The following is a 26519-nucleotide window of genomic DNA, read 5'->3' on the forward strand; positions in this document are numbered from 1 at the left end:
GGATTTACAGGAATCCTCGAAGGATAGCACAACATACGACGGAAGCAGTTATACCCCGGACCAAGTCAAACCGGTCAAAATGAAGGGTTTGACTCCTTTGAATCGAAAAGTACTAATGGACAGCGCCGGACAACCAAAGGAGGAGTGGTACGATGGACTGGGAAAAGATGTATGAGACGGGTGAGTTCGCCCATTGGGACTTTGTGGCCCCTTCATCGGAATTGGTGGCGACCATCGCCGTTTTGGGACTCCCGCAACCGGGGGAGGTCGCGCTGGATATCGGATGCGGTGCAGGACGGGAGGCCATTTTCTTGTCCCAATGCGGTTATCGCACCATCGGCGTGGACATGACGGCCAAGGCACTGGAAATCGCAAGGGAACGCGCACGCGAGGCAGGTGTATCGGTCGATTTCCGGCAAGGCAATGCTCTGGATCTTCCGATTGAAGATGAATCCGTCGACTTCGTGAATGATCGGGGTTGTTTCCATCTCATACCCGAAGCCGACCGGTCGCGCTACGCGAGTGAGGTGCTACGCGTGATGAAGTCGGGAGCCCGCTTTCTGTTGCGTGGTTGCCGAGATGCCAATGCTGTACCAAAAGCCGTGGAGGAACATGATGTCCATTTCGAACCGATCACGGAGGATGTCGTCCAACATTTTTTCCCGACCGAGTATTTTGTACACGGACCCGTCCTGCCCCTGCAATTGATCGGGAATCAAAAAGCGCTTCCTGGAAATGTCGTGCTGTTGCGAAAAAAATAAACGGAAAAGGGGATTAAGGCGATATCCAACAAATAATAAAGCCTAGCAGGAATCAACCCGCCAGGCTTTTTTTACAAAAAACCAAGCTGCTCTTCGCTTAGTTACAAAATTTTTTTCCCAAAGTATTTCTCATGCCTTTCCGCCACTTTCCGCCTTTTTTCCCGAAAAAGACCTTCGGTTGCATGGTCCAAAAATTCACGACGGGACATTTTTCCTTGTTCAAACCTTTCATATATCTTCTGCTCTTTTGGACCCAACTTTTTCACGGTGTGCACGATAGACACCCTTTCTGCCTGATAAATAATAAGAAACCAAAGGGGAAAGTGCGTTTGCAAAAGCCCTCAAATAAGGAATGTCTTCTGATTCATTGTACGAATTTTTTTCTTCACCTGTCACGCTTAGAACGCCTATTACATCTTTTCCGCATTTTACGGGAACCGTAACCAACGAATAAAAGGAGTTGTCAGAATGATCATTATGTTCGAAACGTGAGCCGGGGGCGTTTACGTCAGGCAAGTAATAAGGTTCGCCGGTCATATATGTGAATCCTGCTGAGTTTTCTTGACTGATTGCGGGAGTGAATTTTTGGATTTGCGTCGAGTGACTTGCCCAACCACATGGTTCTAAGTGGGTCTCTTCCTCATTAGGAATGAATAGTACCACTTTGGGGTCCTTGGATTTTTTATTAATCATAAAGGCTCGAATCATCCAACAAATATGATTAAAAGTGTAAAGATGATTGGTCTTTGAAAAAGGTTCTCGTAAACATTTGGCAATTAGATTGCCGATTGTACTCAAAATATCGATAGCGTCAGTATTTTTGACTATTTCTTCATTTATTTCTGAAAACTCTTCGGTGAAATTCAAGGACCTTGCTGTTCTCTTGTAACTCCACCACAAAAGAATACCGACAAAGAAAGATAATATGGTAACAATCACAATAACCTCTATAGGAATGTTTTGAAGGTTTTCCCAATCCAACTGAGAAAGAGTGTACCATACCAATCCTAATATCGAAATAAACGCTAATACATAGGGGAACCACAGGAAACGCTTAAACAACTTGTCTAAAAGATCCCCGAACACGCTTATCCCCCTTCCTGATAAAAAGGTATTCAATCTATCGTCTTTCAATTCCTTTCTTACATTTTCCAACAAATAAAAAGCCCAGCAGGGATCAACCCGCTAAGCTTTTTGATCAAAAGAAATACGACGCTGTCTTCGATTAAGTATTTTTCATTCCTTTCCGTCATTTTCCTTAAAGAGCTCCTCGGTTGCTGTGTGCTTCATTCATTTGATTGTTCACCTTTTCGTTTCGTATCAGAGGCCGGAAGTTGACTTCCGTTCCTATTCCCAGTTGTTTTGCTTTTTGGTAGATCCGGCTGGCGACCATCGTATCCAAAAAAGCGCTGCCAACGGATTTGCAGAAAGTAATTTCATTCGGATGTTCCCGTCCTTTCTTTTTACCCGTTACGATTTCTCCGAGTTCCCCGTACAGTCGGTCAAAACTCCATGTTCCTTCCCGGACCGGGATCAGGAAATCGCCGGCTTCGTGAAGTACCCCTTCTTTTGTATCGGCCACGATTTTGTCCGACCGCTTTAAGGTAGTAAGATCTACTTCCTGCATGTGAGGCTGATAAGAACCAATCCCGTTGATATGCGTTCCTTTTTTTAGATATGAACCATCAAAGACAGGAGTGGACGAGCGGGTGCTGCAAATGACGATGTCTGCGGCATGAACGGCGGAATTGGCATCGGGGGCAATTTCAATGGTTCCTTTCCAGTTTGGGTACATCTTTCGAATGGTCTTCTGCAACTCTTCTGCTTTACTCGGTGTCCGGTTATATAGAAGGATGGCGGATAGAGAGCGTACCTCCATCATCGCCTGGATTTGGCCTACCGCCTGGGCACCGCATCCGATGACCGTACAGATTTCACTATCTTTCCTGGCCAGATATTTCGTGGCGACTCCGCTGACGGCACCCGTCCGCAAAACGGTTAGATAGGACGCATCCATCACTGCCACATGTTCTCCTGACGAGGCCTCCGTTAACAAAAGGATCCCCTGCAGAACATTTTTGCCTTTCTCCGCATTTTGCGGGAATATGCTGACCACTTTTACGGCCGTGTAATGAATGGGTTCTATGTAAGCCGGCATATAAAGCGTATTGGCTCCCATAAGGGGATGGTCGATGGAAGTGCGCATGGGGGTTACGGTTTTTCCTTCTTCGTAAAAACGGAAAGCTTGTTCTACATCTTCCAGGCAATCTTTCATCGTATATATGCGACGAATCTCATCTGCCGATAAAATCAGCATGCAAATCCCTCCACTACTGAATGTACAAGAAGGAATCAGAGACGCTCGGGTCCTTGTTCCCGGTGCCTCTGATTCCCGTTTTTTTTACTTCGCAACTTGTTGTGACTGTTGGACATCGCTCATTTTCTGGTTGGGAACAAAAGAGATGGCGATCAGAGAAATGATTCCGGTAAGAACAATATATAGAGCCACCGGTACCCATGAATTGTTGTATGTCTCCAGAAGGGCAGTGGCGATGAGCGGAGCGGTTCCACCCGCGATCGCAGCACCGAGCTGATAGCCGAGCGTGACCCCCGTGTAACGAACATGAGTGGTAAAAATCTCCGAAAACAGTGTGCCCAGAACAGCGGTGACGGGTGCCCACAGAATTCCGAGTCCGATGACGGTAGCAACGATGAGCAAAAAAGGCGATTTTGACGACAACAGATAGAAGTAAGGAAACGCATATAAAATGATCGCTACCGTTCCCCAAACATAGAGGGGCTTGCGGCCGATCCGGTCGGACCATTTGCCCATAAACGGGATGGTAATGGTCGTGATCAGTGTGGCAATGGTCACCGCATTTAATACGGTTGTTTTGGGAAAGCCGAGGTGGCCGGTTCCGTAAGAGATGATAAACGTCGAGAAAATATAGAACGGACCTGTTTCCACCACTTTTGCACCCACTGCCAGCAAGACGGATTTCCATTGATAACGCAGTGTATCAAAGAGAGGGACCTTTGCGATCTTGCCGCTTTTTTGCGTCTCTTTAAACTCGGGCGTTTCATCAATCCCGTTCCGGATCCACAATCCGATGAATACCAGAATGGCGCTCAAAATAAAGGGAATTCGCCAACCCCACGACATAAATTGGCTGTCCGGAAGCAGAGTCATCAGGCTGATGGACAGAGTTCCGAGCAACATTCCGATGGTGACGCCCATCTGCGGCACGCTGCCAAAAAAGCCTTTCCTATCTTTGGAGGAGTATTCAACGGCCAGCAGCAAGGCGCCGCCCCATTCACCGCCGATGCCCAGTCCCTGAATCAGGCGCAGTACCGTGAGCAGGATGGGGGCCCAGATCCCGATTGTTTTGTAATCAGGGAGGAGACCGATGAAAACGGTTGCAATCCCCATCAAAGAAAGAGTGAGAACCAATGTTTTCTTGCGGCCGATTTTATCGCCGATATGGCTGAAGATAATTCCGCCGAGCGGCCGGATAAAAAAAGGAATTCCGAATGAAGCATAAGATAAGAGCAATCCCACAACCGGATCAAAATTGGGGAAAAAGAGCTGGTTAAATACGAGAGAGGCCATCGTTCCATATAAGAAAAAGTCAAACCATTCGATGGAACTACCGATCAAACTGGCCACTAGGGCTTTGGTTTCCCGTTTTTTCATAATTCTTTAAAATCCTCCTCTTTCCAATGATGAAAATAGAATATAAGATATAGTATGTATTCGGGATCAGGCCTAAAAGATCCTCGAACACGCTTATCCCCATCCTGGTAAAAAGGTATTCAATCTACGGTCTTTCATTCCTTTCTTTCATTTTGATGATTAAAAAGAGCCGGGGCATAGAGATCCCGACTCTTTTTACATCCGTGAGGAAACACCCGGGCATATGGATCAAGGCGACCCAGATGCTTGGGAAACCGGATTTTATATCGCTGTCAAAAAGCGTTCACTTGGTGTTCAATTTCTTGCCTTCCTCGGAAACGATGAGAAACTTTTTATACTTCAACACACCGCGCGCCACGGAGATGAACACGCGCGCCGGGCGTGACTGATCATCACCGAACGTGGAGTTGTTATGGTTCAGGTCCAACGTGATTTTGACCGTTTCCGGTCCCACGATTTCCACGGAGATGGGGTCCAGTGTGTATCCGTAATACTTTTTATCCGAAAGCTGGATCAAGAGAATGTCGTCGTTGTCCCAATCCCCGTGTGTATCGAGATTGCCGGGATGTTTTTCTTTCGTAAAATACCAGATACCGCCTTTGGCAGGCCAAGGAACATCCGACCAATCGTTGTATTCGAACGGCACTTTGAAAGGCGGATTTTTCGGAGCTGACGCTTCTTTGTCCGCTTTCAAATTGCATCCGCTCAATAATATCAATGTTCCCATCAGTACGAGAAAACAACGGATGATGGCTTTGTTCACGTGCGTATGCTTCCTCCCTCACGCGTGATTCCCGGCTGATACTTTCATGGTCAGGCTATCGGGTTTTCAATTTGCGGCCACTCTCGTCCATGACCAAAAAACTTTTTCCTTTGAGTGTGCCTTTGTTCACTTTAATATAAGTGCGGGCGGGTTCCGGCTGGTCTGAGGAAAAGGTGTCATCCTTTTTCTCCAGATGCAGGGTGACGCGGGCGACCTGGTTGTTGATCAATTCCAGCGCCACCGGTTTGGCGTCGTATCCTCTGTATCGGTTGTCCCCCAGCTGGATGTAGAGAACGTCCATTTCATCCCAGATAAAATCGTCATCCAAATTGTTGGGATGTTTGGCTTGGGTATAATACCATACCCCGCCGTGGATCATCGGCGGTTCGTTGATGAAATCGACCGCTTCAAACCAAGGCTGATCATAGAAAGTAGAGGCCGCTTGTGCTCCCTCCGGATCCGCACCTGAACCGTTGTTGACGGCTTCGATAAATTCCCCACTCGGTTCTTCCTGTGGTTGCTCGGACGCTAGTGAATGCCACTTCCCGGTTCCGGGGAGCGGAACCAAACCGCAGCCTGTCAACGATACGGATAGGAGGAGCATCAAAACGGCAAACCTTCTGCTGTTGCAGGACATCGTGCACCTCCGCTTTTTTCAAAACATCAATGGATTCCTTCCCTACTTTACTGTTCCCCTTGGATAGTGTCAAGGACGAGTCGGAATTGTAAGAAAAGAGTTACCCGCAGACTTTGCTATCAACTGACCTCCAATTCGTCAGGGATGGATTTCTTGTTTTTGGAAAACTATATAGAGAGGATGTGTCGTCAAAGGAGAGAATGACGTGGGAACGATTGTATCAGTGGGAACGGCGGTTCCGCCCCATAGCATTCATCAACAGGAAGTACGCGAGTTTGCTCGGCACTTATTTCGGGATTCCTTTTCCGATGTGGACCGCTTACTCGGTATTTTTGATCGTACAGCCATTCAGACACGCTGGTTTAGCCGGCCGCGGGAGTGGTTTGAACAAGACCATTCGTTTTCTGACCGGAATGAAGCCTACATCGAAGCAGCGTGCCGGTTGGGGGAAGCAGCGGTGCGTCGTTGCTTGGATCGGGTTGGTCTCGAGCCGTACGAGGTGGATGTGTTTCTCTTCGTCTCCACTACCGGCTTGGCCACTCCCAGCATTGATGCCCACTTGATCAATCGGTTGGGTATGAACCCGCACGTCAGGCGAACGCCGATCTGGGGTCTGGGATGTGCAGGGGGTGCCGTCGGATTGTCGCGGGCGATGGAGACGGCCAGGGCGTATCCGGAGGCGCGGGTGTTGTTGTTGACCGTGGAGTTGTGCGGGTTAACGTTTCGCCGGGAGGATCGCAGCAAAAGCAATCTGGTCGCTTCCTCCCTTTTCGCCGACGGAGCGGCGGCGGTGTTGCTGGTGGGGGATCGCGCGACAGTGCCCCGGCCAACAAGCGGACCCCGATTGTTGGATGCGATGAGTACCACCTGGCGGGATTCGTTGGAGATCATGGGATGGGAAGTGTGTGACGACGGGTTGCAGGTGGTGTTCTCCAAGGACATCCCGTCCATCGTTCGCCGGGAGGTACGTCCCAACGTGGATCGTTTTTTGGCGCGCAGAAAGTTGGTATGCAGTGATATCCACCGTTGGATTACTCATCCGGGTGGTTTGAAAGTGTTGCAGGCTTATCGGGAGGCGATGGATTTGCCGGCGGAAAAATTGCATCATGCACAGGAAGTGTTGCGGAATTATGGCAACATGTCATCGGCCACCGTATTGTTCGTGCTGGAGCGTGAAATGCGGGAATCGCATGAACCCGGGGAGTATGGATTGGTGACGGCATTGGGACCCGGTTTCAGCTCCGAATTGGTGCTCTTGCAATGGGAGGAAAGGTGAGATGTCTGTCAATGATTGGTTTTGGTTGACCGTTTCGGTGGTATTGATGCAACGATTGGCGGAATGGACTTGGTCCCATCGCAACAGTCGACTGTTACGATCTTGGGGAGCGGTGGAAGCCGGACGGGAACATTTTCCCCTGATTGCAGGGATGCACGGGTTGTTTTTTCTCTCCTTAATCGTAGAAAAGGTGCTTTTTTCAGCCGAACCGCCGATTTGGTGGCCTATTCCACTCATTTTCTTTCTGGCTGCTCAAGTGTGCCGGATTTGGGTTCTCCGCGCATTGGGGCCGTTTTGGAATGTCCGCATTTGGGTGGTACCGGGTATGCGGCCGGTGATGAAGGGACCGTACCGTTTTCTGCGGCATCCCAACTATGTGGTGGTTATGATGGAATTGTTGGCATTGCCGCTTCTGTTCGGTGCGTATCGAACGGCCCTTCTTTTTTCGGTGCTCAACTGGTGGATCTTGACCCGGGTCCGCATTCCGGCGGAGGAACGTGCTTGGGCGGAGCTGACCGACTATGAACGGGAGATGGCGGAACATCATCGGCTCATTCCCGGATGGACGGGTTCGAACGGGCGATCGCGAACGTAAAGTGGCACTGCCGGGTGATCAAGAATGAGGGGACGGGCTGTGAAGCGGAAGAGTGCGGATGATGTTTGGGAGAAAGAGAAAAAACACGGTACAATTGTATCGTAAAAGGGAAAATAACGATCCGAGAAAGGATCGTTTTCTCCAGCGAATTGTGGGGCGTGTCCGCTTATTCACTGAACCGGGAGAGGGGTGGCCTGTTATCCAAACGGGCTGACCTGGATCAACGTGCGTGTATCGGGCACGCCTCAATCATCGAAAAGGAGGCGGGCCGATGGATTGGAATGATCGTGTGGTGATCGTGACAGGTGGTGGACAGGGAATCGGACGTGTCTTGTCCCATGCCTTTGCCAAAAAAGGCGCCATCGTGTACATCGCCGAAGTGGATGAGGAAGCGGGGGAAGAATGCCGGCGTTGGATCGAAGCGGAAGGAGGACGAGCGTTTTTCGTTCCCATCGACGTATCGCGGGAAGAAGAGGTTCAATCGCTGATGGCGCGGGTTGAACGGGAGCAAGGCAAGTTAAACGTTTTGGTCAACAATGCGGCAATCATGAGAAACGGTCCGATCGAGACGCTGTCGTTGGAGGATTGGAACCGGGTAATCGGGGTGAACCTAACAGGGGCTTTCTTGTGCGCCAAATACGGGGTACCCTTGCTGCGAAAAGGAGAAGACCCGGCCATCATCCAAATCGCTTCCACCCGGGCACTGATGTCGGAGCCCCATACCGAGGCGTATTCCGCCAGCAAAGGCGGCATTTTGGCGTTGACTCATGCGTTGGCCGTCAGTCTGGGACCCGAGATCCGTGTCAATGCGGTAAGTCCGGGCTGGATCGACGTCTCCCCTTGGCAAAAAAGCAGTCAACGCCAACCCGAGAAACTAAGGGAAATTGACCATGCCCAGCATCCGGTCGGCCGCGTGGGCAGGCCGGACGACATCGCACAAGCGGTACTGTTTTTGGCTTCCAAAGAGGCGGGATTCATGACGGGAGCCAACATCGTAGTCGATGGCGGCATGACGGTGAAGATGATTTATGCGGAATAAAGCGTACGCCCCGATTTTCTTTTGGCACATGTTCGACAAGCGCCAAAAACGCTTAGATCCAAAAGAAACTAGCCGCGTCTTGTGACTGACCTTTTAGTGTGGAGTGGATACCTCACAAGTAATGCAGAAAGAAACGGGATGCCCGATTGAGCATCCCTTGTTTTATCTGATCTTTAGTGGTATCAGAAAATGAATGATAGCGAATCCTTGCCTTGGCTCCGTTCAGTGCTAAGTCCGAATAGTCATTCGCTGTTCAGCAAACAAAAGCTCTCTATTCGGGAAAGTTCTCTTTCAGCACATAGTCCATACCTTTCGTTGGCACGGTTGATTCCGCGCCTGTTTATTATACTTTACAACATGTGATTAGAGGGGGTATGATGAGCTCAATTCATAATCAATATATCCTCGTAAATCGCTGAGTCCTGCGATACGCGGGAGCGGGGGAACCAACTGCAGACTGTGGTGATCTGTCACGGACTGCATGGGGTGAATCCCGGGGTGGATTTTTTCCATGCCTGGGTAGGGTGACTCTCAGCCACCCGAATCCGTCAGCTAACCTCGTAAGCGTTTTGAGAGGGGGAGTGAACGCGCGGGAGCACGCTATTTTTGCTGTGCCAAAAAAAGCCACGTGAAGATACCCTTCTCGTGGCTTTTTCTGTTGTTGCTGGTAATCACTTTCGTGCGAGTAGGCTGGAAATAACCCTAACTTTGTAATGGGTTTCTGCCATCCATCACGAAAAGATGTTGAGGGAGGACAAAGTATGTTCAAAATCATCTATTTTACGGGTCTGGTAACAATGTCCATTATTCGCGCTCCATTTAGTAGGCAGACTAAAACGAATCAGATCGTTGACAGCCGTAAAACGATTTTAGAGATATTCCTACTCTCTCTGATGTCCGTCGGGATGTTAGTCATTCCACTCATCTATGTCTTCACTCCGTTATTGAGTTTTGCCGATTATCAGCTTCCATCATGGGCGGGATGGATTGGAGTAGTATTCTCCGTTGTAGCCCTCTGGCTATTTTGGCGTTCCCACGCTGATTTAGGACGAAACTGGTCTCCTACTCTTGAATTGAGGAAAGGACATCAACTCATTACCAGTGGAGTATACAAATATGTGAGGCACCCTATGTATGCAGCTAGTTTGATGTGGGGAGTCGCCCAAGTTTTGTTATTGCATAACTGGATAGCAGGGTGGTCCCCTTTTTTGTCGTTGATGATAATGTATTTCTTGCGTGTACCGCGAGAAGAACAAATGATGCTCGATCAGTTTGGAGAAGAGTATCAATCTTACATGAGTAGAACGGGTAGAATTATACCACGCCGGTTTTGGAAATAATAGGGCTTTTCCTTAGAGTGTCTTGCTACAGAGACAAAAAAGCCATTGAAACATACGAAGGAGTACTTCATAGACCCAATGGCTTTTTGATTGATCTTACAACTAGTGGAATTTGGCCACTTGTTTACTGTAATCGGGCATGGCGTAAGTTGCGACCAAAATCCCCGCTTTCTTGATATCATCATGCGATTTGAGTTTTCTTGTGGTGGCATAAACCCAATAATTTATGGTTACGTCGTGATGAATCACTGCGTAAAAGTACACTGTTGGATCAGGATGTACGCCCGGTGTGATAAAACGCAATTCTGCAATATGATGATGTCTGGCATGCCGTAACCCTAACAGTCTCGTGAAGATTCCTCTCAGGCGTGCTGCTGCTCTTCGAGGGATGTGAGAAGTCTCCGACATCATGGTACTCGGATTCAAACAATGGCTATGTAGTGTCACTTTGTAGGTATTACCCATTCCGAGTAAGCTTTTCGGATCGTTTACTCGATGATAGGGATTGATATACCCTTTTCTCAGTAGTTGCTGGCGTCCAATCGTGATCACTCTGCCTGATTGATCAAAATAACGCAACATAAAGGTCTTCACAAAAACAGGAAGACTTTTCACATTGGTCAGGATAATATCAATCGAGTGTCTTCGTCGGTCTTCTGCTATAAAGATCGCTACCTCAGGTTGTGCGTCCTTCCTTGCCTGGTTGATCTGACTGTAAGCAAAAAAGACTGTGACCAAAGTCAAAACCGCACTGAGTACTTGCCCTACAGAACTGACTATCTGTGCAGCATCCACCCAGTCCTGTTGTGTCCATAACGTCCAATCTTGTTTGAGTGATAGAAGCAATGCCGTTCCCTCCACGCTACACCATATTGTCATGGGTTCGTTCTGCGAATTCCAAAATCGGCGCTTTTTCTGGCTCAGGCAATGACATATCGGAATGGAAGGCGCATCTTTTTTATCAAGCTGTCCGCCCCCGAAGATCGGGGGCGTTTTCAATTTCAGCCCAATCGTCGTTGTGCATAGCGGGCAAACACAGGATGTTTCTCTTGCAGCTCCCGATGCAATGTCTCAAATGTAAGGCGGATGTCCCACTGTGCTTCCGGTGAGGTGCGCAGGTTGATGAGATGGTACAGCTCCCACAGCGAAGCGGTGGCGGTAACGGGACGATGGTGCGCGTTGCTCACGCAATAGGCGGCTGATTCGGGAAAACGGGCGGCGATGCGCTCATATGTTTCCGTTGCCAATAACACCGCTTCCTCATAAATTGAGGTCAGCCCGGCCGCTTCCACATGCGGCGGGATGGTGTATCCAAGTTTGACCGTCGGTTCACCGTAGGAGAAATGCGTCCGCCGGTTGTGACGGAGCAGTTGGTGCCAGTTGGCCTCCGAGATCAACAGTTCCATGATGTAGGTCACATGCTGGAATTCGTCCCGGGGGTTGTCAAAGAAGCGCAGGTGTCGGAGCGCAGTATCGACGATTCGCTCCTTTTCCTCGAGAGAGAGTCCTTCAGCCACAGCCAACGCCTGCGCGTAAGTCATCGATCGTTCGCTCACCATCAAGTGGGCCACCGTTTGCGTCAAGGCCTTGTTGTAGTCTGGCATCTGAACGAACCGGGCGAACGGTTTCTTCCTCCCCGTATCCTCCGTCTGATGAGGAGATTCCGGCAACAGGTCGGTGAGGTCATTCCGCGTCTGCAACAGATAGTCATTGGGTTGGACGTGTTTGAGCAATGTCGGGATGACCCGGCTGATTTCCCGCTCCATCTCCTCGGCCAATCGGCGGCATTCAGCGTGGCGGCTGGAGAGAAGCCGGACGATCGTGTCGCGGAGGGCTCGTCCGTTACCGGTCATGCCGAGGTTGGTCAATGTAGCCAGTGTCAATACGTATCGGGCGTCTTCAAACGCCGTTTTTTCCACACGAACCGAGAACCGTTTGTCGGATTCGCCTTCTTGACGGGGGAGGTTGCGACTCAGATAGTCGATCAGTCCGCTGAGCAACCGTTCATAGATGTCGAAGGCTGTTTCGTTAAGGCGGATGAATGCTTGTTTCGCTTCGGTGTCCTGTTCCAGTTCCTCCGGGATGAAGTAGTCGCCACGTCGGGGCCGTTGATATCGCTGACTGTACTCGGTAAAGCTGTTGAAACTGTTGGCCAGTTCCAATTCGGCCGATGCCAGTCGACTGATCTTTTCGATTCCCACATGGGCGACTGCATGTTCCGCCACACTGCTGTGACCGTAGCCCACCACCCATTTTTCGTGGAAGCGGGCAGCCTTTTCCGAGTAAAAACCGGTCATGCCGCCGGACGTCTCGTCCATCGCCAACTCCCCATCAGCCAGCAGTTTTTTCAGATTGTCACGGAAACTGGCCGGACTGCGGCTGACATATGCAAAAATGACCGCGATCACTTCTTCGGGCAAATTGAAGATGGTATATACATTTTTATCCAGATTGGACACGTATCGGGACAAGTCGATGTTTTGCGTTGTCATGTTCATTCCTCCGTCACTAACGATCATCTTTTTCATTCTATCAAACAACCCCGGCAAGTGGACGGGGTTTTTTGCATAGAAGTGGGGCGAGGAGGGATAACGATGCGGTTTCGAAGGTGGCGATTGCGGCTGCGCCTCAGACCTCAGGGATTGAGGCGGCGCAGAAAATCGGGAGCATGGTTTCTGGCGTTGGTCATCCTGTTTGCCGTGTTGTACCAGACATTGTGGTTGTTGGAGAAACACCTGCATCCCACCTTGGTCACGATCGCCCAGACCGAAGTGAAAAAGATCGCTTCGGAGGCGATTTTGGAAGGGGTACAACAACAATTGAAAATGGGCGGTGACCTTGACCGCATCATGAAAGTGGAAAAAGCCGCGGACGGGCAAGTGGCGTGGATCACGATCAATCAGCAGGTGCAACAGCGGGTATATACACAGACCACTTCTGAGGTGACGCGGACTCTGCATCATCTCGAAAACAAACCGATCAGCCTTAGTTTGGGGCAAGTGTTGCAAAGCAACATCCTGGCTGATTACGGACCACGGATTCCGGTGGAAATTTGGCCCAAAGGGGATGTGATCGTCGATTTCGAACCGAAGATGGAGTCGGCAGGAGTCAATACGGTAATGGTAACGATGATGTTGAAAGTGCACGCCGAGATGAGCGTGGTCGTTCCGTTTTCAACCGAACCCACCGTCGTTGAGGCCAAGATTCCGATTGCGACGGCGTGGATGATGGGGGACGTGCCGCAATTTTACTATTACAACGGCGCATTGAAAAAAGCCGAGAGCGGCTCATCACCCCAGGTGCCGATGCCGCAGATCAAAATGAAGGGGAATAATTAGGGGGTGTCTGGTCATTTCGTAAGGGAGCAATGTTTTCCCAGACGAGCGACTGACCAAGCACCGACTGAGCGAAGACTCGGGAAGCGCAGGATTGAAATCGCGGGCAATTTCCTCAAAGCGAAGCGTACCTGCCCGCGACCTGTGCTGACCGGGTCGGAGCGGTCATCATCTGCCTCCCTGTAGGGCGCAGGTGGAGCGAGCTGGGAAAGCACTGTGGACAACACCAGACACACTCTAAAGCCCGGTTGGATCGGACGGATCAGGTAGAATTTTGCGCGAGACAGAAAAAAGCGTATCCGGATAAGTCCGGATACGCCCTCCATTTGCGACGGGAAATTCTGGCCCACTATTTCCAGAATGGCAGGTGTCCATTCAATGGGATCGTAATCCTTGTGGAAAATATTCTTTCCACCGTCGATCAACCAACTGCACGATCTCCGGGTCCGGCTCCAGTTCATCGGGATAACCCGGCTTCATGCGGGCATCGATTACGATCGGCGGGCGGTAGTTCGGATGGTGTCGCACCAGCTCCGCTCGGGCATAGATGTCGTTAGCCGGATCGAACCGGGTGAAGACCGTCCACAGGAACGGTGTTTGCCCCTCTGCCGCACGGATGTCATCCACCAAAAAGACAAAGGGCCATTCACTCAGCGCATCACCGTACGATTCGGCCAAGCGGCGGGCCAACTCCGGATCTTGTTCGAACGGCTCACCTTCAACCACCAGTGCCCCTTTGCAATACGGACGGATCTGACGAATCCCGGGCAGTTCCGGGCCGCGATACTCGGCAGGCAGCGTACGTACCGGTTCGCCGACGCCGACCAGGACTGCTTTACTTCCATGATTGAACCGCCGGCCCGTATAATCCAGCGTATCCATCGAGGTATTCCCGAAGATGAGCAGATCAACCGCGGGATCAAACCGCTCCAACACGGTTTCGAATAACCGGGGGAAATCGTCCAGCGGCAGAACCTGATCGGTGACGATCAAAAACTTGGTCAGCGTCAACTGGCCTTCGCCCAGGATACGGAAGGCGTGAGCCAATGCTTCCCGCCGATAACTTTCTCGGACGACGGCGGCAGCCAGGGGATGGAACCCGGTTTCCGCATAGGTCCACAAATCCTTGACTCCCGGCATGGCCAACGGGAAGGCGGGCGAGAGCAGACGTTGCAGGAATTCGCCGAGATAGTAGTCCTCCTGTTTGGGTTTGCCCACCACGGTCGCCGGGTAAATCGCGTCCTTTCGGTGATGTACCGATTGGACGTGGAAAACGGGAAAGTCATGTTTAAGCGAGTAATACCCGTAGTGATCACCAAACGGGCCTTCCGGACGACGCTCGTGCGGCGGCACATAACCGGAGAGGACGAATTCGGCTTCCGCGATGATCGGGTATCCGTTGGTGCCCGGCCGAACGACGGGCAGTTTTTCTCCCAAAATGAGGGAAGCCAGCATCAACTCCGGCAACGATTCCGGTACGGGTGCGATGGCGGAAGCGATCAATGCAGGCGGCCCGCCCAGAAACACCCGCACCGGCAGGGATTGGTTCCGCTTCTCCGCTTCGTGGTGGTGAAAACCGCCCCCTTTGTGAATCTGCCAGTGCATCCCGGTGGTTCGGCGGTCGAAGATCTGCATCCGGTACATGCCGAGATTGTGTTGGCCGGTTTCCGGATGTTGCGTATAGACCAGTGGCAGTGTGATAAACGGACCGCCGTCCTCCTGCCAGGAGGTGATCACAGGCAATTGGCTCAAATCCACTTCCGGCTGCTCCGCTTCCAGCACGGGAGCCCGGTTGGAAGAAACGGTTTTGGTCCCCACCCTGAGCAGGTCGAACAGCAGTTTTCGTTGTTTCCACAAGGTTTGTGGCTTGGGTGGAAGCAATTCGTGCAACAGTGCCACCGTTTGCTTCATCAATTGTTCCGGTCGCGGACCGAACGCGAGGTCCACCCGCCTGGTGGTGCCGAACAAATTGGTCACGACAGGAAAGGACGAACCTTTTACTTGGCTAAACAATAATGCCGGTCCTTCTTCGGCTATGACCCGTCGATGAATTTCCGCCAATTCCAAATAGGGATCGACGGGAACGGAAATTTCGACAAGATCATTTTCCTTTCGCAGTGTATTCAAGAATGATCGTAAATTTTTGTGCAATGAAATCGCCCCTATGATCAGTCTATCGATATTATACAGTTTCTCGCGTGTGATGGCAGACCTTCGACGAAGCCGTTTGCTGTGATATAGTGGGAGGAAAAGAAAGTGATTCACAGTCTGTGGTGATCGAAGACCTGAGCTCGAGCGAGCATCGCGCTATTCATCAGAGGCGTCCGGTGCTCGAAAGGAGGAACCAAAATGCAAGTAGTGGTGTATTCCAAGCCGCATTGCATTGAATGTAATGTATTGAAACGCTTTTTGCACGATTATGGCATTGCATATGAAGTGCGGGATTGTGCCGCCCATCCCGAATATCTGGAGGAAGTGAAAGCGATGGGATTCTTGGGCGTCCCGGTCACGGTGGTAAATGATACGGCTGTCCAAGGACTTCAGCCAGACGAGATCTTGAGATTGTTGGGGCGTAGCGGGTGAGGCTGTTTCTCACTTCCCGACTCAATAGAATTTGCGGGTTCCGATTGTTTACAATCGGAACCCGCACGAGGATTTGATGCAGTCTCACTGTCTCTTTTTTCGTTTCATTTTTTGCTTCATTTTTTGTTTCATTTCCCGCAATTGTTTACGGGTTTGCCGTTCCCACGCTTTGAGGTGGGGATAGGGGTCAAAAGAATAAATGGTTCGACCGTTGAATTTGTACAAGCCGTAATGCAAATGGGGCGGAAACTTACCCGAGGTGCCCGGCGGACCATAACCGGAAGAGCCAACGTATCCGACCACATCGCCCGGTTTGACGATGTCACCTTGTTTCAATTTTTTGCGGAACCCATTCAGGTGGGCGTAATAGTGGTAATTGTTGTATACGTCGCGGATGCCCAGACGCCAGCCGCCGTATTTGTTCCATCCCATCAATTCGATATAGCCGTAACAGGTACTGAGAACGGGGGTGCCGTAATTGGCAAAGATGTCCGTCCCTTCATGGATGCGAAGACCTCCCCACCCTCGTCTGTCTCCCCAGGTGCTGTGGTAGGTATAGTTGTATTGCAGCGGGATGGGAAAAACATGTGCATCCAATTTCAATGTGTCGAATTTGGCAAAGATCTTGGCGATATGCGTAATGGTATCTACTGCGATGGGTTGGTGGTAGTACCGCCACAATCCAGTACGGATCGCATCTTCATCCGTTCCGAGTTGAGACAGGAAACGGGCCACGGTGTACAGAACATCGACAGGATCGTGACGATTCGCTTTTCCGTCACCATTGCCGTCACGTCCGATGCCCCCGAAATAGTGAATGGAGACTTCCATGTTATCCTCTTGGTCCGGGTTGATCACACCGGCCCAGCTTTCGGCGGGAATGTGGATGGCCAGCCATCCTTTTTTTCGGGGAAGATCACGACGCACTTTTTGCAAGTTGCGTTCGTATTGATCCATGGCCGCCAGATAATACCAGGGGAGTCCGGTTAACATTTCCACATTTTTAAATACTTGTTTCCGCCAATCTGTTTCCGCGTGGGGGTTTTTTGCCGCCGCGGATGGGAATGTCAACGCGAGCGTTAGGGACATTACCATGCAGAACGCCAGGAACCTTCGCATCTGCATCACCATTTCCTGCTTGATTGATCATTTGATAGTGTGAGTGTTTTCGAGCGGAATCATGGTGGTATTTTCTGGTTTTTGTTTCGGGGGAGGGATTATGATGCACGAAACGGATGCTGAACACCTGGATCCGGAAATGGTGGAGATCGCATGCAATCTGGACGACATGAGCCCTGAGTGGTGCGAACATGTAATGAATCGATTGTTTGCGTCCGGAGCCCGTGACGTGTGGATAGTTCCGATCATCATGAAGCGGGGGCGGCCCGGTGTGACATTGCATGTTTTGGTAAGTGAGGAACACCTGAACGAGGTCAAACGTGTGTTGTTCTTGGAAACCACCACATTGGGAATACGGTGGCATCCGGTAACCGTGCACCGATTGGAACGGACGTTTCACTCGGTGAAAACCCCTTGGGGGACGGTACGGGTAAAAGTCGCAACCCATCAAGGGGAAATCGTACAGTTTGCTCCGGAATACCGGGATTGCCGCGCAATTGCCGAAACTGGCGGGGTACCCCTGAAACAAGTGATGAAAGCGGCAGAAATGGCTTGGATCGCTTCGTTGCCTGATGAGCAACGAAAGAAATGGATCGGTGATCATCCAACAGGGAAAGGGGAAGTTGCAATGGGAGGGGAAGGGATGAATACGGATTTGCGGTATCCCATCGGTCAATTTGAAAAACCGGACACCATTACAACAACGCATGTGCAACAGTGGATCGACGAATTGGACAGTTCAGCCGAGCAGCTTCGTCATGCGGTGTCGGGATTGACGCCCCAGCAGTGGGATACGCCTTATCGACCGGGTGGATGGACTGTCCGGCAAGTGGTGCATCATGTGGCGGATGCTCAGATGCACAACTATATCCGATTCAAACGGGCTTTGACCGAAGAAGAACCGGAAGTATATGTATGGGAGCATGACGGGTGGGCCGAGATGGCGGACTCACGCACCGAATCGCCGGAGGTTTCCTTGCAATTGATCGAGGCACTTAACCGTCGTTGGGTAGTGATGTTGCGCTCACTGAAAGCGGCTGACTTCAAGCGTACGTTTTTCCATCCAGTGATGGGGCGCATGAGTCTGGATGAAGCATTGGGGTTGTTTGTCTGGCATATTCGACATCATGTGGCTCAGATCACGCATTTGCGTCAACGGATGGGATGGTGAGCGTCGGCGGAATTACAGGCTCAGGAACCCATAATGGAAGTAAAGGGGTGACGTTTCAGCGATGCTCTGGCGCGCGAAAAGAGCCACCCGATTCGTGGTGAGAGATCTGCTTTCTGTAAACGAGGTCAGTCCGTTTGTTCCGACTGGCTGATTTTTTTACTAGCCGGTCGTATTGCATGCGAAACAGACGGATGACGCGATCCACGTCTTCCTCTTTGCGGATCCAGACACTGACCCAACCGGAATCGGGATAGATATGATGAGGTTCCGCTTCCCCGTTCGCCACCAGCTGATCGTGAACGGACCGAGAAAACGGAAGGTCAGCCAACCGGTCTTCATGCAAATGGCCCAATTCCTTTCCCCCATAGCGAAATTCAATTCCCCCGAAGCGGTGCGGCGCTTCACTGACTCCCGGCCAAGCGGACAACGTCTGGCGGATGCGATTAGCGACATTCATCCTGCACAAGCCCCTCCTCAATGGATTGTTGTTGGTACAGTACCCAAGTCAAAAAACAACGGTTGATCATCAGCAAAGCTTGTGCGCCGGTACGAAGTTCATACCGGTATGTGTAGTGGTGGCATGTAGAAAGGTTTAGCGGTTCCCGAGTATCACGCGCAATACATTGGGTCGGTCCGGCAGGTCGCGCATGCCTGCCCCGTAACCGATCCGTTCGACGGTCATGTCGGGAACGGGGCCCCATTGTTCCGTCAGTGCCGTCAAAATGCCCGCTCCCGTAGGCGTGGTCAATTCAAAGGGCAAAGAGGTGGAACGGATGGGATATCCTTTCATCAGTTCCAGCGTGGCCGGGGCTGGAAGCGGATAAACCCCATGAGCCATGGCAGCTTCGCCATTCCCCAGTGGCGAAGGCGACGAAGAGATCCTGTCCGGATTGAGTTGATCCAATGCCAAAGCAGTTCCGACAATATCGACAATCGAGTCGATGGCGCCTACTTCATGGAAATGGACCTCATCGAGCGCAATTCCATGAATGCGGGCTTCCGCCTGCCCGATCCGTTTAAAGATCTGAAGGCTCCATAAAACGGCCTTTTCCGGCAAATCAGCTGATTTCAGCATGTCGACAATCTCCCGGTACCGACGATGGGGATGTCCCGTTTGTTCGGACTCTGTGATGATTCGAACGGCTCGGGCGGAAATGCCTTTTTTCACTGTGTGGGTCCATTGCAGTTGAAACGGTTCCAGCGGAAGAGTTTGCAACTGTTGCTCGATCAACAAGGGATCGGCACCGGCGTCCACCAATGCAGCCAGCGCCATGTCGCCGGCGATTCCGGAGAACGGGTCAAAGTGCAGGATTTTTCCCATGAGCGATGTCCCTCATTTCTGTCGACTCAACTTGACTGCGGTGGATCAGTGCGGCGTAATAGCCGGCGCCGAAACCATTGTCAATATTGACGACGGCCACCCCTGCCGCACAGGAGTTGAGCATGGTCAATAGTGGAGCCAAACCGTTCAAATGTGCACCGTATCCCACACTGGTCGGAACGGCCACGACGGGAGCAGAGACCAATCCCCCCACCACGCTGGGAAGCGCTCCTTCCATACCTGCAACCACAATGATGGCGTTGGCTTTACGCAGGACAGACAGTTGATCGATCAGCCGATGCAATCCTGCCACGCCTACATCGTAGACGCGTTCGACCGGGCTACCGAGAAACTCTGCCGTACCTGCCGCTTCTTCCGCCACCGGCAGATCGGCTGTTCCCGCACAGACGACGGCGACAAAGCCAGGTCGCATGGTTTGCGGACGTTCCGGCGGCCACCAGCGAAGCAACCGGGCGACGTCGTCATACTCCACATCGGGTGTGACGTTTTGTACCGCATCCGCTTGTTCACGTGTGACACGTGTGGCCAACACAGGCTTTCCCGATGCCTGCAGTCGACGAAAAATGGCCGCAGTCTGGACTGGTGTCTTACCTTGGGCGAAGATGATCTCCGGAAAACCGGTTCGCCGGGATCGGTGGAGGTCGACGCGAGCGAAGCCCAGTTCATCAAACGTGGCCAATTGTTGACGGGCTTGGTCCACCGAACATCTTCCCTCTGCGACCGCATGCAAAATCTCGGTCAACCTGTCCATGGTCACAGGGTTTCACCCGCCTGATTCCGTGCGATATTCATACTGCCGCTTCTGTATCCGGCCAAATCCAACGTGGTATACACAAAACCCAGCGAGCGGAAGAAGTCGGTGATGGCAGCAGTGTGGTGAAGTACAAGCGGCATTTCTTCCGGCAACACCTCGATCCTGGCGATCATTTCGTGATGGCGCACACGGACTTGCGTGAATCCCAGCTCCAACAAAAAGATTTCGGCTTGGTCCAATTGTGAGATTTTTTCGCGTGTAATCCGCGTACCATAGGGAATGCGGGAGGAAAGGCAAGCGAACGAAGGCTTGTTCCAGGTCGGCAATCCCATCTCTTTGGAAAGCAGACGAATCTCCTTCTTGGTTAACCCGACTTCCATCAACGGGCTTCTGACACCCCACCGGCGTGTTGCCTGCATACCGGGGCGATAATCCCCAACATCATCCGCATGGCTACCGTCTACTATGACTGCGTTGGCATAACGGGCGGCAATGGCCTGCAGGCGACTGTATAATCCGTCTTTGCAGTGGAAACAACGATCCAAGTTGTTGGCGGCAAACGCTTCGTTGGTCAACTCTTCCACGTGAAGTGTTTCGTGGCGAACCCCCAATTGACGGGCTAATGCTACGGCCGCATCGAATTCCCTTTTTGGAAACGTGTCGGACGAAGCGGTTACGGCCAGACAGCGTTCCCCCAGCTCCTCTTGTGCCCTGGCCAGCAAAAATGTGCTGTCCACACCCCCTGAAAAAGCCACGACCACGTGATTCATCTCTTTGAGCAGATGTCCCAAACGCTCATTTTTGTCGCGAACGTCCAAGGGGAGCCCTCCTTTGTCTGTATGTTTAAGTCTAGTATATCGGGTTTTGTCTGGAAGAGACAACCAACTTACTCCTGTTGAAGAGTGGGTACCGATGCGTTACCATGTAAACGATGTAAACTTTTGAGACTGCTGGACAAAGTGGTTAAACCTCACGCAATTACGGGAAGCGGGTTCTTCCCGTCACATGCGGAACGGAGACGGGAAGTCGGAGCCCGCGGACTTTTTCATCAACTGATCACGGCGTAACCGTTTCGTCTATGGTAAAATAATCGTGAGGATTGTGCAGCTTCGATCAATCTTATTCGGGTATTTTTGCGTCGAGCGGTTTCATGAGAAGCCGCCCGGGGAAGTATAGTGGGGGACACCTGTTTGGCAGCCTTTGCACATAGGAGGATGTGTGGATGAAACACGAACGGAAGCCGGAATGGCTGAAAGTTAAATTATCCACCGGAGAAAACTATCAGGAATTGAAACGGATGATGCGGAGCAAGACGCTCCATACCGTTTGCGAAGAAGCACGCTGTCCCAACATATACGAATGCTGGGCCAATCGGACAGCTACATTTATGATCTTGGGCGATATCTGCACCCGTGCCTGCCGTTTTTGCGCTGTGAAGACGGGATTACCGACCGAGCTGGACTGGCAGGAGCCGGAACGTGTGGCTGAAGCGGTTGAGCAAATGGGCGTCAAGCACGCCGTTGTTACTTCGGTTGCACGGGATGATCTGAAAGACGGGGGTGCCGCCATTTTCGCGGCCACCATCAAGGCGATCCGCAAACGCAATCCGTTTACCAGCGTAGAGGTATTGATCCCGGACTTCCAGGGTAACTGGGATGCATTAAAAGTGGTGATGGATGCACGTCCGGACATTTTGAACCACAATATCGAAACGGTGCGGAGCCGTTCGGACCGTGTCCGCTCTAAAGCGAAATATGACCGTTCCTTGGAGCTGTTGCGTCGGGCAAAAGAAATGCAGCCGGATATTCCGACCAAATCCAGCATCATGGTGGGTGTCGGTGAAGAGTATCACGAGATTTTGAAGGCCATGGACGATTTGCGGGCAGTTAATGTGGACATCTTGACCATCGGCCAGTATTTGCAACCGACCAAAAAACACCTGAAGATCCACCGGTATTACACGCCGGAGGAGTTCCAGCAACTGAAGGAAGAAGGGCTGAAACGGGGCTTCTCCCATGTGGAATCCGGGCCGTTGGTCCGCAGTTCGTACCATGCGCACGAGCAAGTGCAATCTGCCGAAAAACGCATGGCGCAATAAACCAAACAGCCATCTCCGGTTATGGAGATGGCTGTTTGTTCTTTTCGGGCTCAAGACCCGCTTTGAAACCGGAAAGTGCAGGACGCCCAGCAGAGTACAGATGAAAACAGACACGTGTCAGACACCACCGGGTCCTCCCGCGCGGGTAGAACGTCCGGCTCCTCCCACATCGGGAGGCGTTTTGTCTCCCATACGATCCAACAGTTGTTCCAGATCACCGCGTGCACCCTCGACATAATTGCCCCTTTTCAACCGCATCCCGACCCGGTCGATTTGGTTCCGCAAACGGGTATCGCTGGTCACGTGAATCCGGAAATATCGGGGCGTGACGCTGGCCGCCGTTCTCCAGGCGTCATGCAGTGTTTTCCGGTCCAACCGGCCCGTTTTGGTCTGAACACCGACAAAAACGTGATTGTCCGTGACTAAGACGGAAGCTGCTTTTACATTGGGGAGTACCGTCTCCAGATGGGCGATGTGTCGCGCCAAGATCGTCCGGTCCACATAAACGCTGGGACCCTTGACAGTTGTTCCGTCCGCATTCCGGAATTGGGATTCATCATAGTGGATATAACCGATCTGGTTGGATCCGCCGTGCATTTGATAGCGGCTCGCGTCTCGATTCCCAACGTAATCATATGGGCGCGTGTTCTGTCTGTTTTGATACAACGACTCATCCAGATTGCGCTCCGGCATTCTCGCCTGCATGCATCCTGTCATCAGAAAAAGAAAAGCGCAAAAGCCCAAAATCAGGCGTCTTTTCATGACGTACACCTCCTATGGATAGCATGCCCGCGGAAAAGAGGGGTACGCGTGACAAAATGTGTATGAGACCGGAATTGGAGGAAGAAGGAATTGATCCAACAAGTGTGGTAAGATAGGAACAAGAACAGGTACAGAGGTTGAGAGTTATGGAAACTATTTCTATACAGGGAAAAGAATATGAATTGATCACGAATCACAAAAACGGGTGGAATCCGGAGGCGTTTCGCAAGCGGTACAGCGATATTCTGGGGAAATACGACTACATCGTGGGAGATTGGGGATATGGTCAGTTAAGGTTGAAGGGCTTTTTTTCCGACCATCACCCCAAAGCGACCAACGATAGTAAAATCAGCTATTTGGAGGAATACCTGAACGAATACTGCAATTTCGGGTGTGCGTATTTCGTGTTGCGTTGCGTCAACAACAAACGTCACTATACCAAATCGCGGAAAGGAAAACAACGTGAACGACGCGTATACGAAAAGCGGTGAAAATTCCGGAGAAACGGGAGCCGAATCTTTCCCGAGCGATCATAGCGGTCGCAGGCGGATTCGACTCCCGTTTTTTCAGGGTTCAAAGGTCGGTTGAGTCGGTGCATCTCCCTCGCGATCTCGTTCGTCGTGGGTAGGGTGACTGCCGGGGGCTTGACGGGGAAGCCCTTCATGAAACTCCCGCATTTCGTAAGTAAATTGGGGAGAGGCATGCTGGTCCGGTTGCCAAGGCGTGCTTTTGCCCAATTGTGCTTCGTTGTGAGCCGCACCGTAGGGGCCTTCCGGGAATTCTTCGGGTACTAACTCATTGCGTTGGGATTCCACTGTGGATACTTCATGAAAATCACGTTTGGGATGTTTCCGGCGCATTTGCTTTCACCTCAAAAATTAAACTCCCCTGGCGGGGAGGAACTATGCGCCCGAATGCACTTGTCAACCGATCATGGACCAAAGGAATTGCTCCAACTCCTTCGCTTCCGCTTCCGACAAACCGTATACGTGTTCCAGATAACCGGGTTCCTTCAAGTCGTCTGGACCGATGATGGCGAATTTGTTGGATTGAAGGTTCAAAACCAACAGCTTACCGTAAAATCGATCGGTCTGAATGATCGCCAAGTCGAAACGGTTGGTATCACCGACAAAGCTGACGAACCGGGTACGCGTCTCTTCCTTATCGTCATATAAAAACATCCAATTCTCTTGTGTCATCATTGACGAGCTCCTTTGCGGGTGGATTCCGTTCTCCATTATACCGCATCCACATCAGTGGAGCCCAAAAACCGCAGGATCAGAATATGCCCAAAAAACGTGCGCTTTTCTTTTGTCTCCGCGGCACGAACTGGCTTTCTTCCGAAGCGGCCGCCAAGCGATTGTTGAAAGAGAGGTTTCGAAGCTCGATGCGCAGTTGGTCCTGCTTTTTACGGATTTCGTCAAACATGAGATGTACGTCGTTGGCGGGAGCATACTCATAGGTCATCGTGGTGAATTTATTGTCCAGCTCTTCGATGGCGTCAAACAAGCTGTATGTGTGTTCCTCCATCCGTTCCAACCGTTCGTACAGCTCCGACACCATTTCTCCGATATTTTCCATATGTTTCATCATGTGTTGCAATGCTTTTTCCGCGTTGAGAAACGGCGCCACTTTGTCTTTTTTTGCGTCTTGAGTGGACGCGGGTGGCTGTTCCGGCTTCAATTTCCCCTCTTTATACAATTCCAACCGCACTTGGCGCATGGACTTGTTGGGTTGCTGCTGCAAGCGTTCTTGTATATCCGCCAAGCGGTTAAAACTTTCTTCAGTCAGCACGTAATGGCCCCGGTCGTTCCACTCCGGGCGAATGTATTCGGCGAAGACGTCGATCCATTTGCGGATCGTACGGGCATGGACGTGAAGACGCTCGGCAGCTTCCCGGGTGGATATCGTGGCTGGCTTAGACATGGTTCATCTCCTCCCGTTAATCACGTTCCTGGCTATCCATTCGTGGGAAAGGGATGGAAATCCTTCCAGTCCGACAAAGAATGTCATTTCCTGACAAACAAAACAAAAAACAGACAAGAGACGATGGATGTGGAGAAGCATGTTCGAACTGAGAAGATTGTATGTGAAGCCGGATGTCCAACGGCAGGGCGTCGGGCGTCGATTGTTGGAAGCGGTCATTCAAGCGGGACGGATCAAAAGCATGTATGCTTGGGTGGAACAAAAAAACGAAATCGGCCGCGCTTTTTATGCGCGGCGAGGATTCGTCAAAGTGAACGAGCGGAAGGAGGACTTTTTGGGAACGGTCACGGTGGTGGAGAAGTGGGTGTGGCGGTGTCAAAAAACTGCCTCAGCTTTCGGCACAGATGGTCCACCTCGTTGATCCCGCCGCGGGGGGCGGTGTCCCACTCGGTGACACGAATCCCCCAATATTCCTGCGGCGTTCCGGGATAACGGGGAATGACGTGAACATGCAGATGAGGGACGTTGTGTCCGATGCCGAATACATAGATATGTTCGGCTTGAACCAGTGATTTGAGTGCACGGGCGGCTCGTGATATCATTTGGCCGATGGCGGCAGCTTCCTTTTCCATTAGTTTATCCCATCCCGTCGTGTGTCGTCGGGACTCCACGATCAAGTGACCCAGATAGATCGAAGGTTCCGGTTGTTTTTCCAAAGGAGCGTGGTAGAGTAATGCAAGGTCATTTTCCGCGATCTTTTCCAGATGGGAGAACAGTTTCACCCCGATGTTTCCGGCAAATAAAGCAGTCGGCGGCTGTGGTGCCCAATTCACTTCCCTCCGCTCGGAAAAGGTAATGCATTCTCTGATTTCCACATGGTTAGCTGCAATACCTGTCAACGGACTCACTGTTTTTCCATAAAAAACAAGACCCCGGCTGGGAAGCCGGGGCCTTTTGTTACGCATATGGAAACTGTGTCCGGTAGTTGGCAAATTGTTGTGCCGTCTGCGTTACTTGTTGCGCCGGGGCGGGATCGGTTTTGTACCAACCCTTTTGACTCATCAGATTAAACAGATCGCGTTGGCACTGATGCAGTTCTGTCAACATCTGCATCTGAACTTGATACAATTGTTGAGTACTGGCTTCGTTCACCGCGATGTTGTAGGCTGTCGTCAAGTATTTCTCAGTTGACAGGATGTCGTTGAGCCGATCACGGTCGTTCAATTCCGGCCCTTTGACCTGGGGCAATCCGGTCGATTGCTGAGGTTGGTTTTGCTGAGTCCCCCGCGTGGGTGTTTGTTGTCCGTATGGTGGTTGCATCATT

General features: G+C 51.4%; 29 protein-coding genes, 1 pseudogene and 1 riboswitch. Of the genes and pseudogenes, 11 read left to right on the top strand and 19 right to left on the bottom strand.

All coding sequences use genetic code 11. The annotated features are described in order from the left end of the window. Window positions 1–152: 152 nt before the first annotated feature. On the top strand, window positions 153–761 hold the full coding sequence (locus KI215_RS03275; RefSeq protein WP_212774157.1) for a class I SAM-dependent methyltransferase: 609 nt from the start codon (window positions 153–155) through the stop codon (window positions 759–761). A gap of 228 nt (window positions 762–989) precedes the next feature. Here KI215_RS03275 and KI215_RS03280 read toward each other — a convergent pair whose 3' ends face one another. The 5 genes from KI215_RS03280 to KI215_RS03300 all read right to left on the bottom strand — a co-directional run bounded on the left by KI215_RS03280 (window position 990) and on the right by KI215_RS03300 (window position 5855). Beyond that, the gene (locus KI215_RS03280) at window positions 990–1847 is read right to left on the bottom strand and encodes a GAF domain-containing protein (protein WP_212774158.1); all 858 of its coding nucleotides are present in this window, start codon (window positions 1845–1847) and stop codon (window positions 990–992) included. Between the two features lie 172 nt (window positions 1848–2019). Then, a complete protein-coding gene (locus tag KI215_RS03285) occupies window positions 2020–3078 on the bottom strand; it encodes an ornithine cyclodeaminase family protein (protein ID WP_212774159.1) in 1059 nt (352 codons plus the stop codon). Between the two features lie 84 nt (window positions 3079–3162). After that, window positions 3163–4455 carry an MFS transporter gene (locus tag KI215_RS03290; RefSeq protein ID WP_212774160.1) on the bottom strand — a complete coding sequence of 431 codons (1293 nt, stop codon included), beginning with the start codon at window positions 4453–4455 and terminating at the stop codon, window positions 3163–3165. 283 nt (window positions 4456–4738) lie between these two features. Beyond that, window positions 4739–5218: a hypothetical protein gene (locus KI215_RS03295; RefSeq protein ID WP_212774161.1), complete on the bottom strand. Its 480-nt coding sequence runs from the start codon at window positions 5216–5218 to the stop codon at window positions 4739–4741. 55 nt (window positions 5219–5273) lie between these two features. Further along, on the bottom strand, window positions 5274–5855 hold the full coding sequence (locus tag KI215_RS03300; protein WP_212774162.1) for a hypothetical protein: 582 nt from the start codon (window positions 5853–5855) through the stop codon (window positions 5274–5276). Between the two features lie 205 nt (window positions 5856–6060). Here KI215_RS03300 and KI215_RS03305 point away from each other — a divergent pair, with 205 nt between their 5' ends. The 4 genes from KI215_RS03305 (at window position 6061) to KI215_RS03320 (ending at window position 10105) form a co-directional block, all read left to right on the top strand. Next, window positions 6061–7131 (top strand): type III polyketide synthase, encoded by a 1071-nt coding sequence (locus tag KI215_RS03305; RefSeq protein WP_212774163.1) that lies wholly within the window; start codon window positions 6061–6063, stop codon window positions 7129–7131. Between the two features lies 1 nt (window position 7132). After that, a complete protein-coding gene (locus KI215_RS03310) occupies window positions 7133–7726 on the top strand; it encodes an isoprenylcysteine carboxyl methyltransferase family protein (RefSeq protein ID WP_212774164.1) in 594 nt (197 codons plus the stop codon). A gap of 271 nt (window positions 7727–7997) precedes the next feature. Beyond that, entirely contained in the window at window positions 7998–8765 is a 768-nt protein-coding gene (locus KI215_RS03315; protein ID WP_212774165.1) for an SDR family oxidoreductase, read from the top strand. Window positions 8766–9168: 403 nt separating this feature from the next. After that, window positions 9169–9348: riboswitch (cyclic di-AMP (ydaO/yuaA leader) on the top strand. A 178-nt stretch (window positions 9349–9526) separates the two neighbouring features. After that, the gene (locus KI215_RS03320) at window positions 9527–10105 is read left to right on the top strand and encodes a protein-S-isoprenylcysteine O-methyltransferase (protein WP_212774166.1); all 579 of its coding nucleotides are present in this window, start codon (window positions 9527–9529) and stop codon (window positions 10103–10105) included. Window positions 10106–10207: 102 nt separating this feature from the next. On the opposite strand, the gene KI215_RS03325 is transcribed toward KI215_RS03320, so the two are convergent. After that, window positions 10208–10951: a hypothetical protein gene (locus tag KI215_RS03325; RefSeq protein WP_212774167.1), complete on the bottom strand. Its 744-nt coding sequence runs from the start codon at window positions 10949–10951 to the stop codon at window positions 10208–10210. A gap of 155 nt (window positions 10952–11106) precedes the next feature. Then, complete coding sequence (locus KI215_RS03330) at window positions 11107–12597, bottom strand: FAD-dependent thymidylate synthase (RefSeq protein WP_212774168.1); 1491 nt, start codon at window positions 12595–12597, stop codon at window positions 11107–11109. A gap of 102 nt (window positions 12598–12699) precedes the next feature. Between KI215_RS03330 and yunB the strand changes: the two genes are divergently transcribed. Beyond that, the gene (gene yunB / locus KI215_RS03335; RefSeq protein WP_212774169.1) at window positions 12700–13443 is read left to right on the top strand and encodes a sporulation protein YunB; all 744 of its coding nucleotides are present in this window, start codon (window positions 12700–12702) and stop codon (window positions 13441–13443) included. Between the two features lie 372 nt (window positions 13444–13815). On the opposite strand, the gene KI215_RS03340 is transcribed toward yunB, so the two are convergent. Then, window positions 13816–15591, bottom strand: coding sequence for a menaquinone biosynthesis decarboxylase (locus KI215_RS03340; protein ID WP_212774170.1), 1776 nt, complete (start codon window positions 15589–15591; stop codon window positions 13816–13818). Between the two features lie 198 nt (window positions 15592–15789). Between KI215_RS03340 and KI215_RS03345 the strand changes: the two genes are divergently transcribed. Next, complete coding sequence (locus KI215_RS03345) at window positions 15790–16023, top strand: glutaredoxin family protein (protein WP_212774171.1); 234 nt, start codon at window positions 15790–15792, stop codon at window positions 16021–16023. Window positions 16024–16107: 84 nt separating this feature from the next. Here the strand turns inward: KI215_RS03345 and KI215_RS03350 are convergent, their stop codons facing one another. Continuing rightward, window positions 16108–17142, bottom strand: coding sequence for a M23 family metallopeptidase (locus KI215_RS03350; RefSeq protein WP_212775045.1), 1035 nt, complete (start codon window positions 17140–17142; stop codon window positions 16108–16110). Between the two features lie 103 nt (window positions 17143–17245). Between KI215_RS03350 and KI215_RS16155 the strand changes: the two genes are divergently transcribed. Continuing rightward, a complete protein-coding gene (locus KI215_RS16155; protein WP_338048322.1) occupies window positions 17246–18313 on the top strand; it encodes a YfiT family bacillithiol transferase in 1068 nt (355 codons plus the stop codon). A 154-nt stretch (window positions 18314–18467) separates the two neighbouring features. On the opposite strand, the pseudogene KI215_RS03365 reads toward KI215_RS16155, so the two are convergent. From KI215_RS03365 to larE, 4 genes and pseudogenes are all read right to left on the bottom strand, one after another. Further along, window positions 18468–18770: pseudogene (locus KI215_RS03365) on the bottom strand (luciferase domain-containing protein); the annotation flags it as partial. 135 nt (window positions 18771–18905) lie between these two features. After that, entirely contained in the window at window positions 18906–19634 is a 729-nt protein-coding gene (larC, locus tag KI215_RS03370; protein ID WP_212774173.1) for a nickel pincer cofactor biosynthesis protein LarC, read from the bottom strand. Beyond that, the gene (gene larB, locus KI215_RS03375) at window positions 19612–20406 is read right to left on the bottom strand and encodes a nickel pincer cofactor biosynthesis protein LarB (protein WP_212775047.1); all 795 of its coding nucleotides are present in this window, start codon (window positions 20404–20406) and stop codon (window positions 19612–19614) included. Before larB ends, larC begins: the two co-directional genes overlap by 23 nt. A 2-nt stretch (window positions 20407–20408) precedes the next feature. After that, window positions 20409–21227 (bottom strand): ATP-dependent sacrificial sulfur transferase LarE, encoded by an 819-nt coding sequence (gene larE, locus KI215_RS03380; RefSeq protein WP_212774174.1) that lies wholly within the window; start codon window positions 21225–21227, stop codon window positions 20409–20411. Between the two features lie 404 nt (window positions 21228–21631). Here larE and lipA point away from each other — a divergent pair, with 404 nt between their 5' ends. Beyond that, window positions 21632–22507: a lipoyl synthase gene (lipA, locus tag KI215_RS03385; protein WP_212774175.1), complete on the top strand. Its 876-nt coding sequence runs from the start codon at window positions 21632–21634 to the stop codon at window positions 22505–22507. A gap of 117 nt (window positions 22508–22624) precedes the next feature. Here the strand turns inward: lipA and KI215_RS03390 are convergent, their stop codons facing one another. Beyond that, window positions 22625–23269, bottom strand: coding sequence for a YhcN/YlaJ family sporulation lipoprotein (locus KI215_RS03390; RefSeq protein ID WP_212774176.1), 645 nt, complete (start codon window positions 23267–23269; stop codon window positions 22625–22627). A gap of 146 nt (window positions 23270–23415) precedes the next feature. On the opposite strand from KI215_RS03390, the gene KI215_RS03395 reads away from it, so the two are divergent. Continuing rightward, window positions 23416–23760: a YutD family protein gene (locus KI215_RS03395; protein ID WP_212774177.1), complete on the top strand. Its 345-nt coding sequence runs from the start codon at window positions 23416–23418 to the stop codon at window positions 23758–23760. A 75-nt stretch (window positions 23761–23835) separates the two neighbouring features. Here KI215_RS03395 and KI215_RS03400 read toward each other — a convergent pair whose 3' ends face one another. The 3 genes from KI215_RS03400 to KI215_RS03410 form a co-directional block, all read right to left on the bottom strand. Continuing rightward, window positions 23836–24129 carry a hypothetical protein gene (locus KI215_RS03400; protein ID WP_212774178.1) on the bottom strand — a complete coding sequence of 98 codons (294 nt, stop codon included), beginning with the start codon at window positions 24127–24129 and terminating at the stop codon, window positions 23836–23838. 63 nt (window positions 24130–24192) lie between these two features. Continuing rightward, complete coding sequence (locus KI215_RS03405; RefSeq protein ID WP_246512183.1) at window positions 24193–24471, bottom strand: DUF3055 domain-containing protein; 279 nt, start codon at window positions 24469–24471, stop codon at window positions 24193–24195. Between the two features lie 76 nt (window positions 24472–24547). Next, window positions 24548–25195 carry a MerR family transcriptional regulator gene (locus tag KI215_RS03410; protein WP_212774179.1) on the bottom strand — a complete coding sequence of 216 codons (648 nt, stop codon included), beginning with the start codon at window positions 25193–25195 and terminating at the stop codon, window positions 24548–24550. A 127-nt stretch (window positions 25196–25322) separates the two neighbouring features. Between KI215_RS03410 and KI215_RS03415 the strand changes: the two genes are divergently transcribed. After that, window positions 25323–25616, top strand: a complete 294-nt coding sequence (locus tag KI215_RS03415) for a GNAT family N-acetyltransferase (protein WP_212774180.1) — start codon at window positions 25323–25325, stop codon at window positions 25614–25616. On the opposite strand, the gene KI215_RS03420 is transcribed toward KI215_RS03415, so the two are convergent. Together KI215_RS03420 and KI215_RS03425 are read right to left on the bottom strand one after the other, a co-directional pair. Continuing rightward, window positions 25540–26103, bottom strand: coding sequence for an HIT family protein (locus KI215_RS03420; protein ID WP_212774181.1), 564 nt, complete (start codon window positions 26101–26103; stop codon window positions 25540–25542). The two genes, KI215_RS03415 and KI215_RS03420, sit on opposite strands and share 77 nt — an antisense overlap. 49 nt (window positions 26104–26152) lie before the next feature. Continuing rightward, a complete protein-coding gene (locus tag KI215_RS03425; RefSeq protein WP_212774182.1) occupies window positions 26153–26515 on the bottom strand; it encodes a spore coat protein in 363 nt (120 codons plus the stop codon). Window positions 26516–26519: the final 4 nt, after the last annotated feature.

It is taken from the genome of Polycladomyces abyssicola (assembly GCF_018326425.1).
Lineage (GTDB): Bacteria > Bacillota > Bacilli > Thermoactinomycetales > JIR-001 > Polycladomyces > Polycladomyces abyssicola.

Bases quoted from the DNA above. Each gene is read 5' to 3' on its own strand.
- KI215_RS03275 (WP_212774157.1), top strand. From the start codon at position 153: ATGGACTGGGAAAAGATGTATGAGACGGGTGAGTTCGCCCATTGGGAC.
- KI215_RS03285 (WP_212774159.1), bottom strand. From the start codon at position 3,078: ATGCTGATTTTATCGGCAGATGAGATTCGTCGCATATATACGATGAAA.
- KI215_RS03290 (WP_212774160.1), bottom strand. From the start codon at position 4,455: ATGAAAAAACGGGAAACCAAAGCCCTAGTGGCCAGTTTGATCGGTAGT.
- KI215_RS03300 (WP_212774162.1), bottom strand. From the start codon at position 5,855: ATGTCCTGCAACAGCAGAAGGTTTGCCGTTTTGATGCTCCTCCTATCC.
- KI215_RS03310 (WP_212774164.1), top strand. From the start codon at position 7,133: ATGTCTGTCAATGATTGGTTTTGGTTGACCGTTTCGGTGGTATTGATG.
- KI215_RS03315 (WP_212774165.1), top strand. From the start codon at position 7,998: ATGGATTGGAATGATCGTGTGGTGATCGTGACAGGTGGTGGACAGGGA.
- KI215_RS03320 (WP_212774166.1), top strand. From the start codon at position 9,527: ATGTTCAAAATCATCTATTTTACGGGTCTGGTAACAATGTCCATTATT.
- KI215_RS03330 (WP_212774168.1), bottom strand. From the start codon at position 12,597: ATGACAACGCAAAACATCGACTTGTCCCGATACGTGTCCAATCTGGAT.
- yunB (WP_212774169.1), top strand. From the start codon at position 12,700: ATGCGGTTTCGAAGGTGGCGATTGCGGCTGCGCCTCAGACCTCAGGGA.
- KI215_RS03345 (WP_212774171.1), top strand. From the start codon at position 15,790: ATGCAAGTAGTGGTGTATTCCAAGCCGCATTGCATTGAATGTAATGTA.
- KI215_RS03350 (WP_212775045.1), bottom strand. From the start codon at position 17,142: ATGCGAAGGTTCCTGGCGTTCTGCATGGTAATGTCCCTAACGCTCGCG.
- KI215_RS16155 (WP_338048322.1), top strand. From the start codon at position 17,246: ATGCACGAAACGGATGCTGAACACCTGGATCCGGAAATGGTGGAGATC.
- larC (WP_212774173.1), bottom strand. From the start codon at position 19,634: ATGGGAAAAATCCTGCACTTTGACCCGTTCTCCGGAATCGCCGGCGAC.
- larB (WP_212775047.1), bottom strand. From the start codon at position 20,406: ATGGACAGGTTGACCGAGATTTTGCATGCGGTCGCAGAGGGAAGATGT.
- lipA (WP_212774175.1), top strand. From the start codon at position 21,632: ATGAAACACGAACGGAAGCCGGAATGGCTGAAAGTTAAATTATCCACC.
- KI215_RS03390 (WP_212774176.1), bottom strand. From the start codon at position 23,269: ATGAAAAGACGCCTGATTTTGGGCTTTTGCGCTTTTCTTTTTCTGATG.
- KI215_RS03395 (WP_212774177.1), top strand. From the start codon at position 23,416: ATGGAAACTATTTCTATACAGGGAAAAGAATATGAATTGATCACGAAT.
- KI215_RS03400 (WP_212774178.1), bottom strand. From the start codon at position 24,129: ATGCGCCGGAAACATCCCAAACGTGATTTTCATGAAGTATCCACAGTG.
- KI215_RS03405 (WP_246512183.1), bottom strand. From the start codon at position 24,471: ATGATGACACAAGAGAATTGGATGTTTTTATATGACGATAAGGAAGAG.
- KI215_RS03410 (WP_212774179.1), bottom strand. From the start codon at position 25,195: ATGTCTAAGCCAGCCACGATATCCACCCGGGAAGCTGCCGAGCGTCTT.
- KI215_RS03415 (WP_212774180.1), top strand. From the start codon at position 25,323: ATGTGGAGAAGCATGTTCGAACTGAGAAGATTGTATGTGAAGCCGGAT.
- KI215_RS03425 (WP_212774182.1), bottom strand. From the start codon at position 26,515: ATGCAACCACCATACGGACAACAAACACCCACGCGGGGGACTCAGCAA.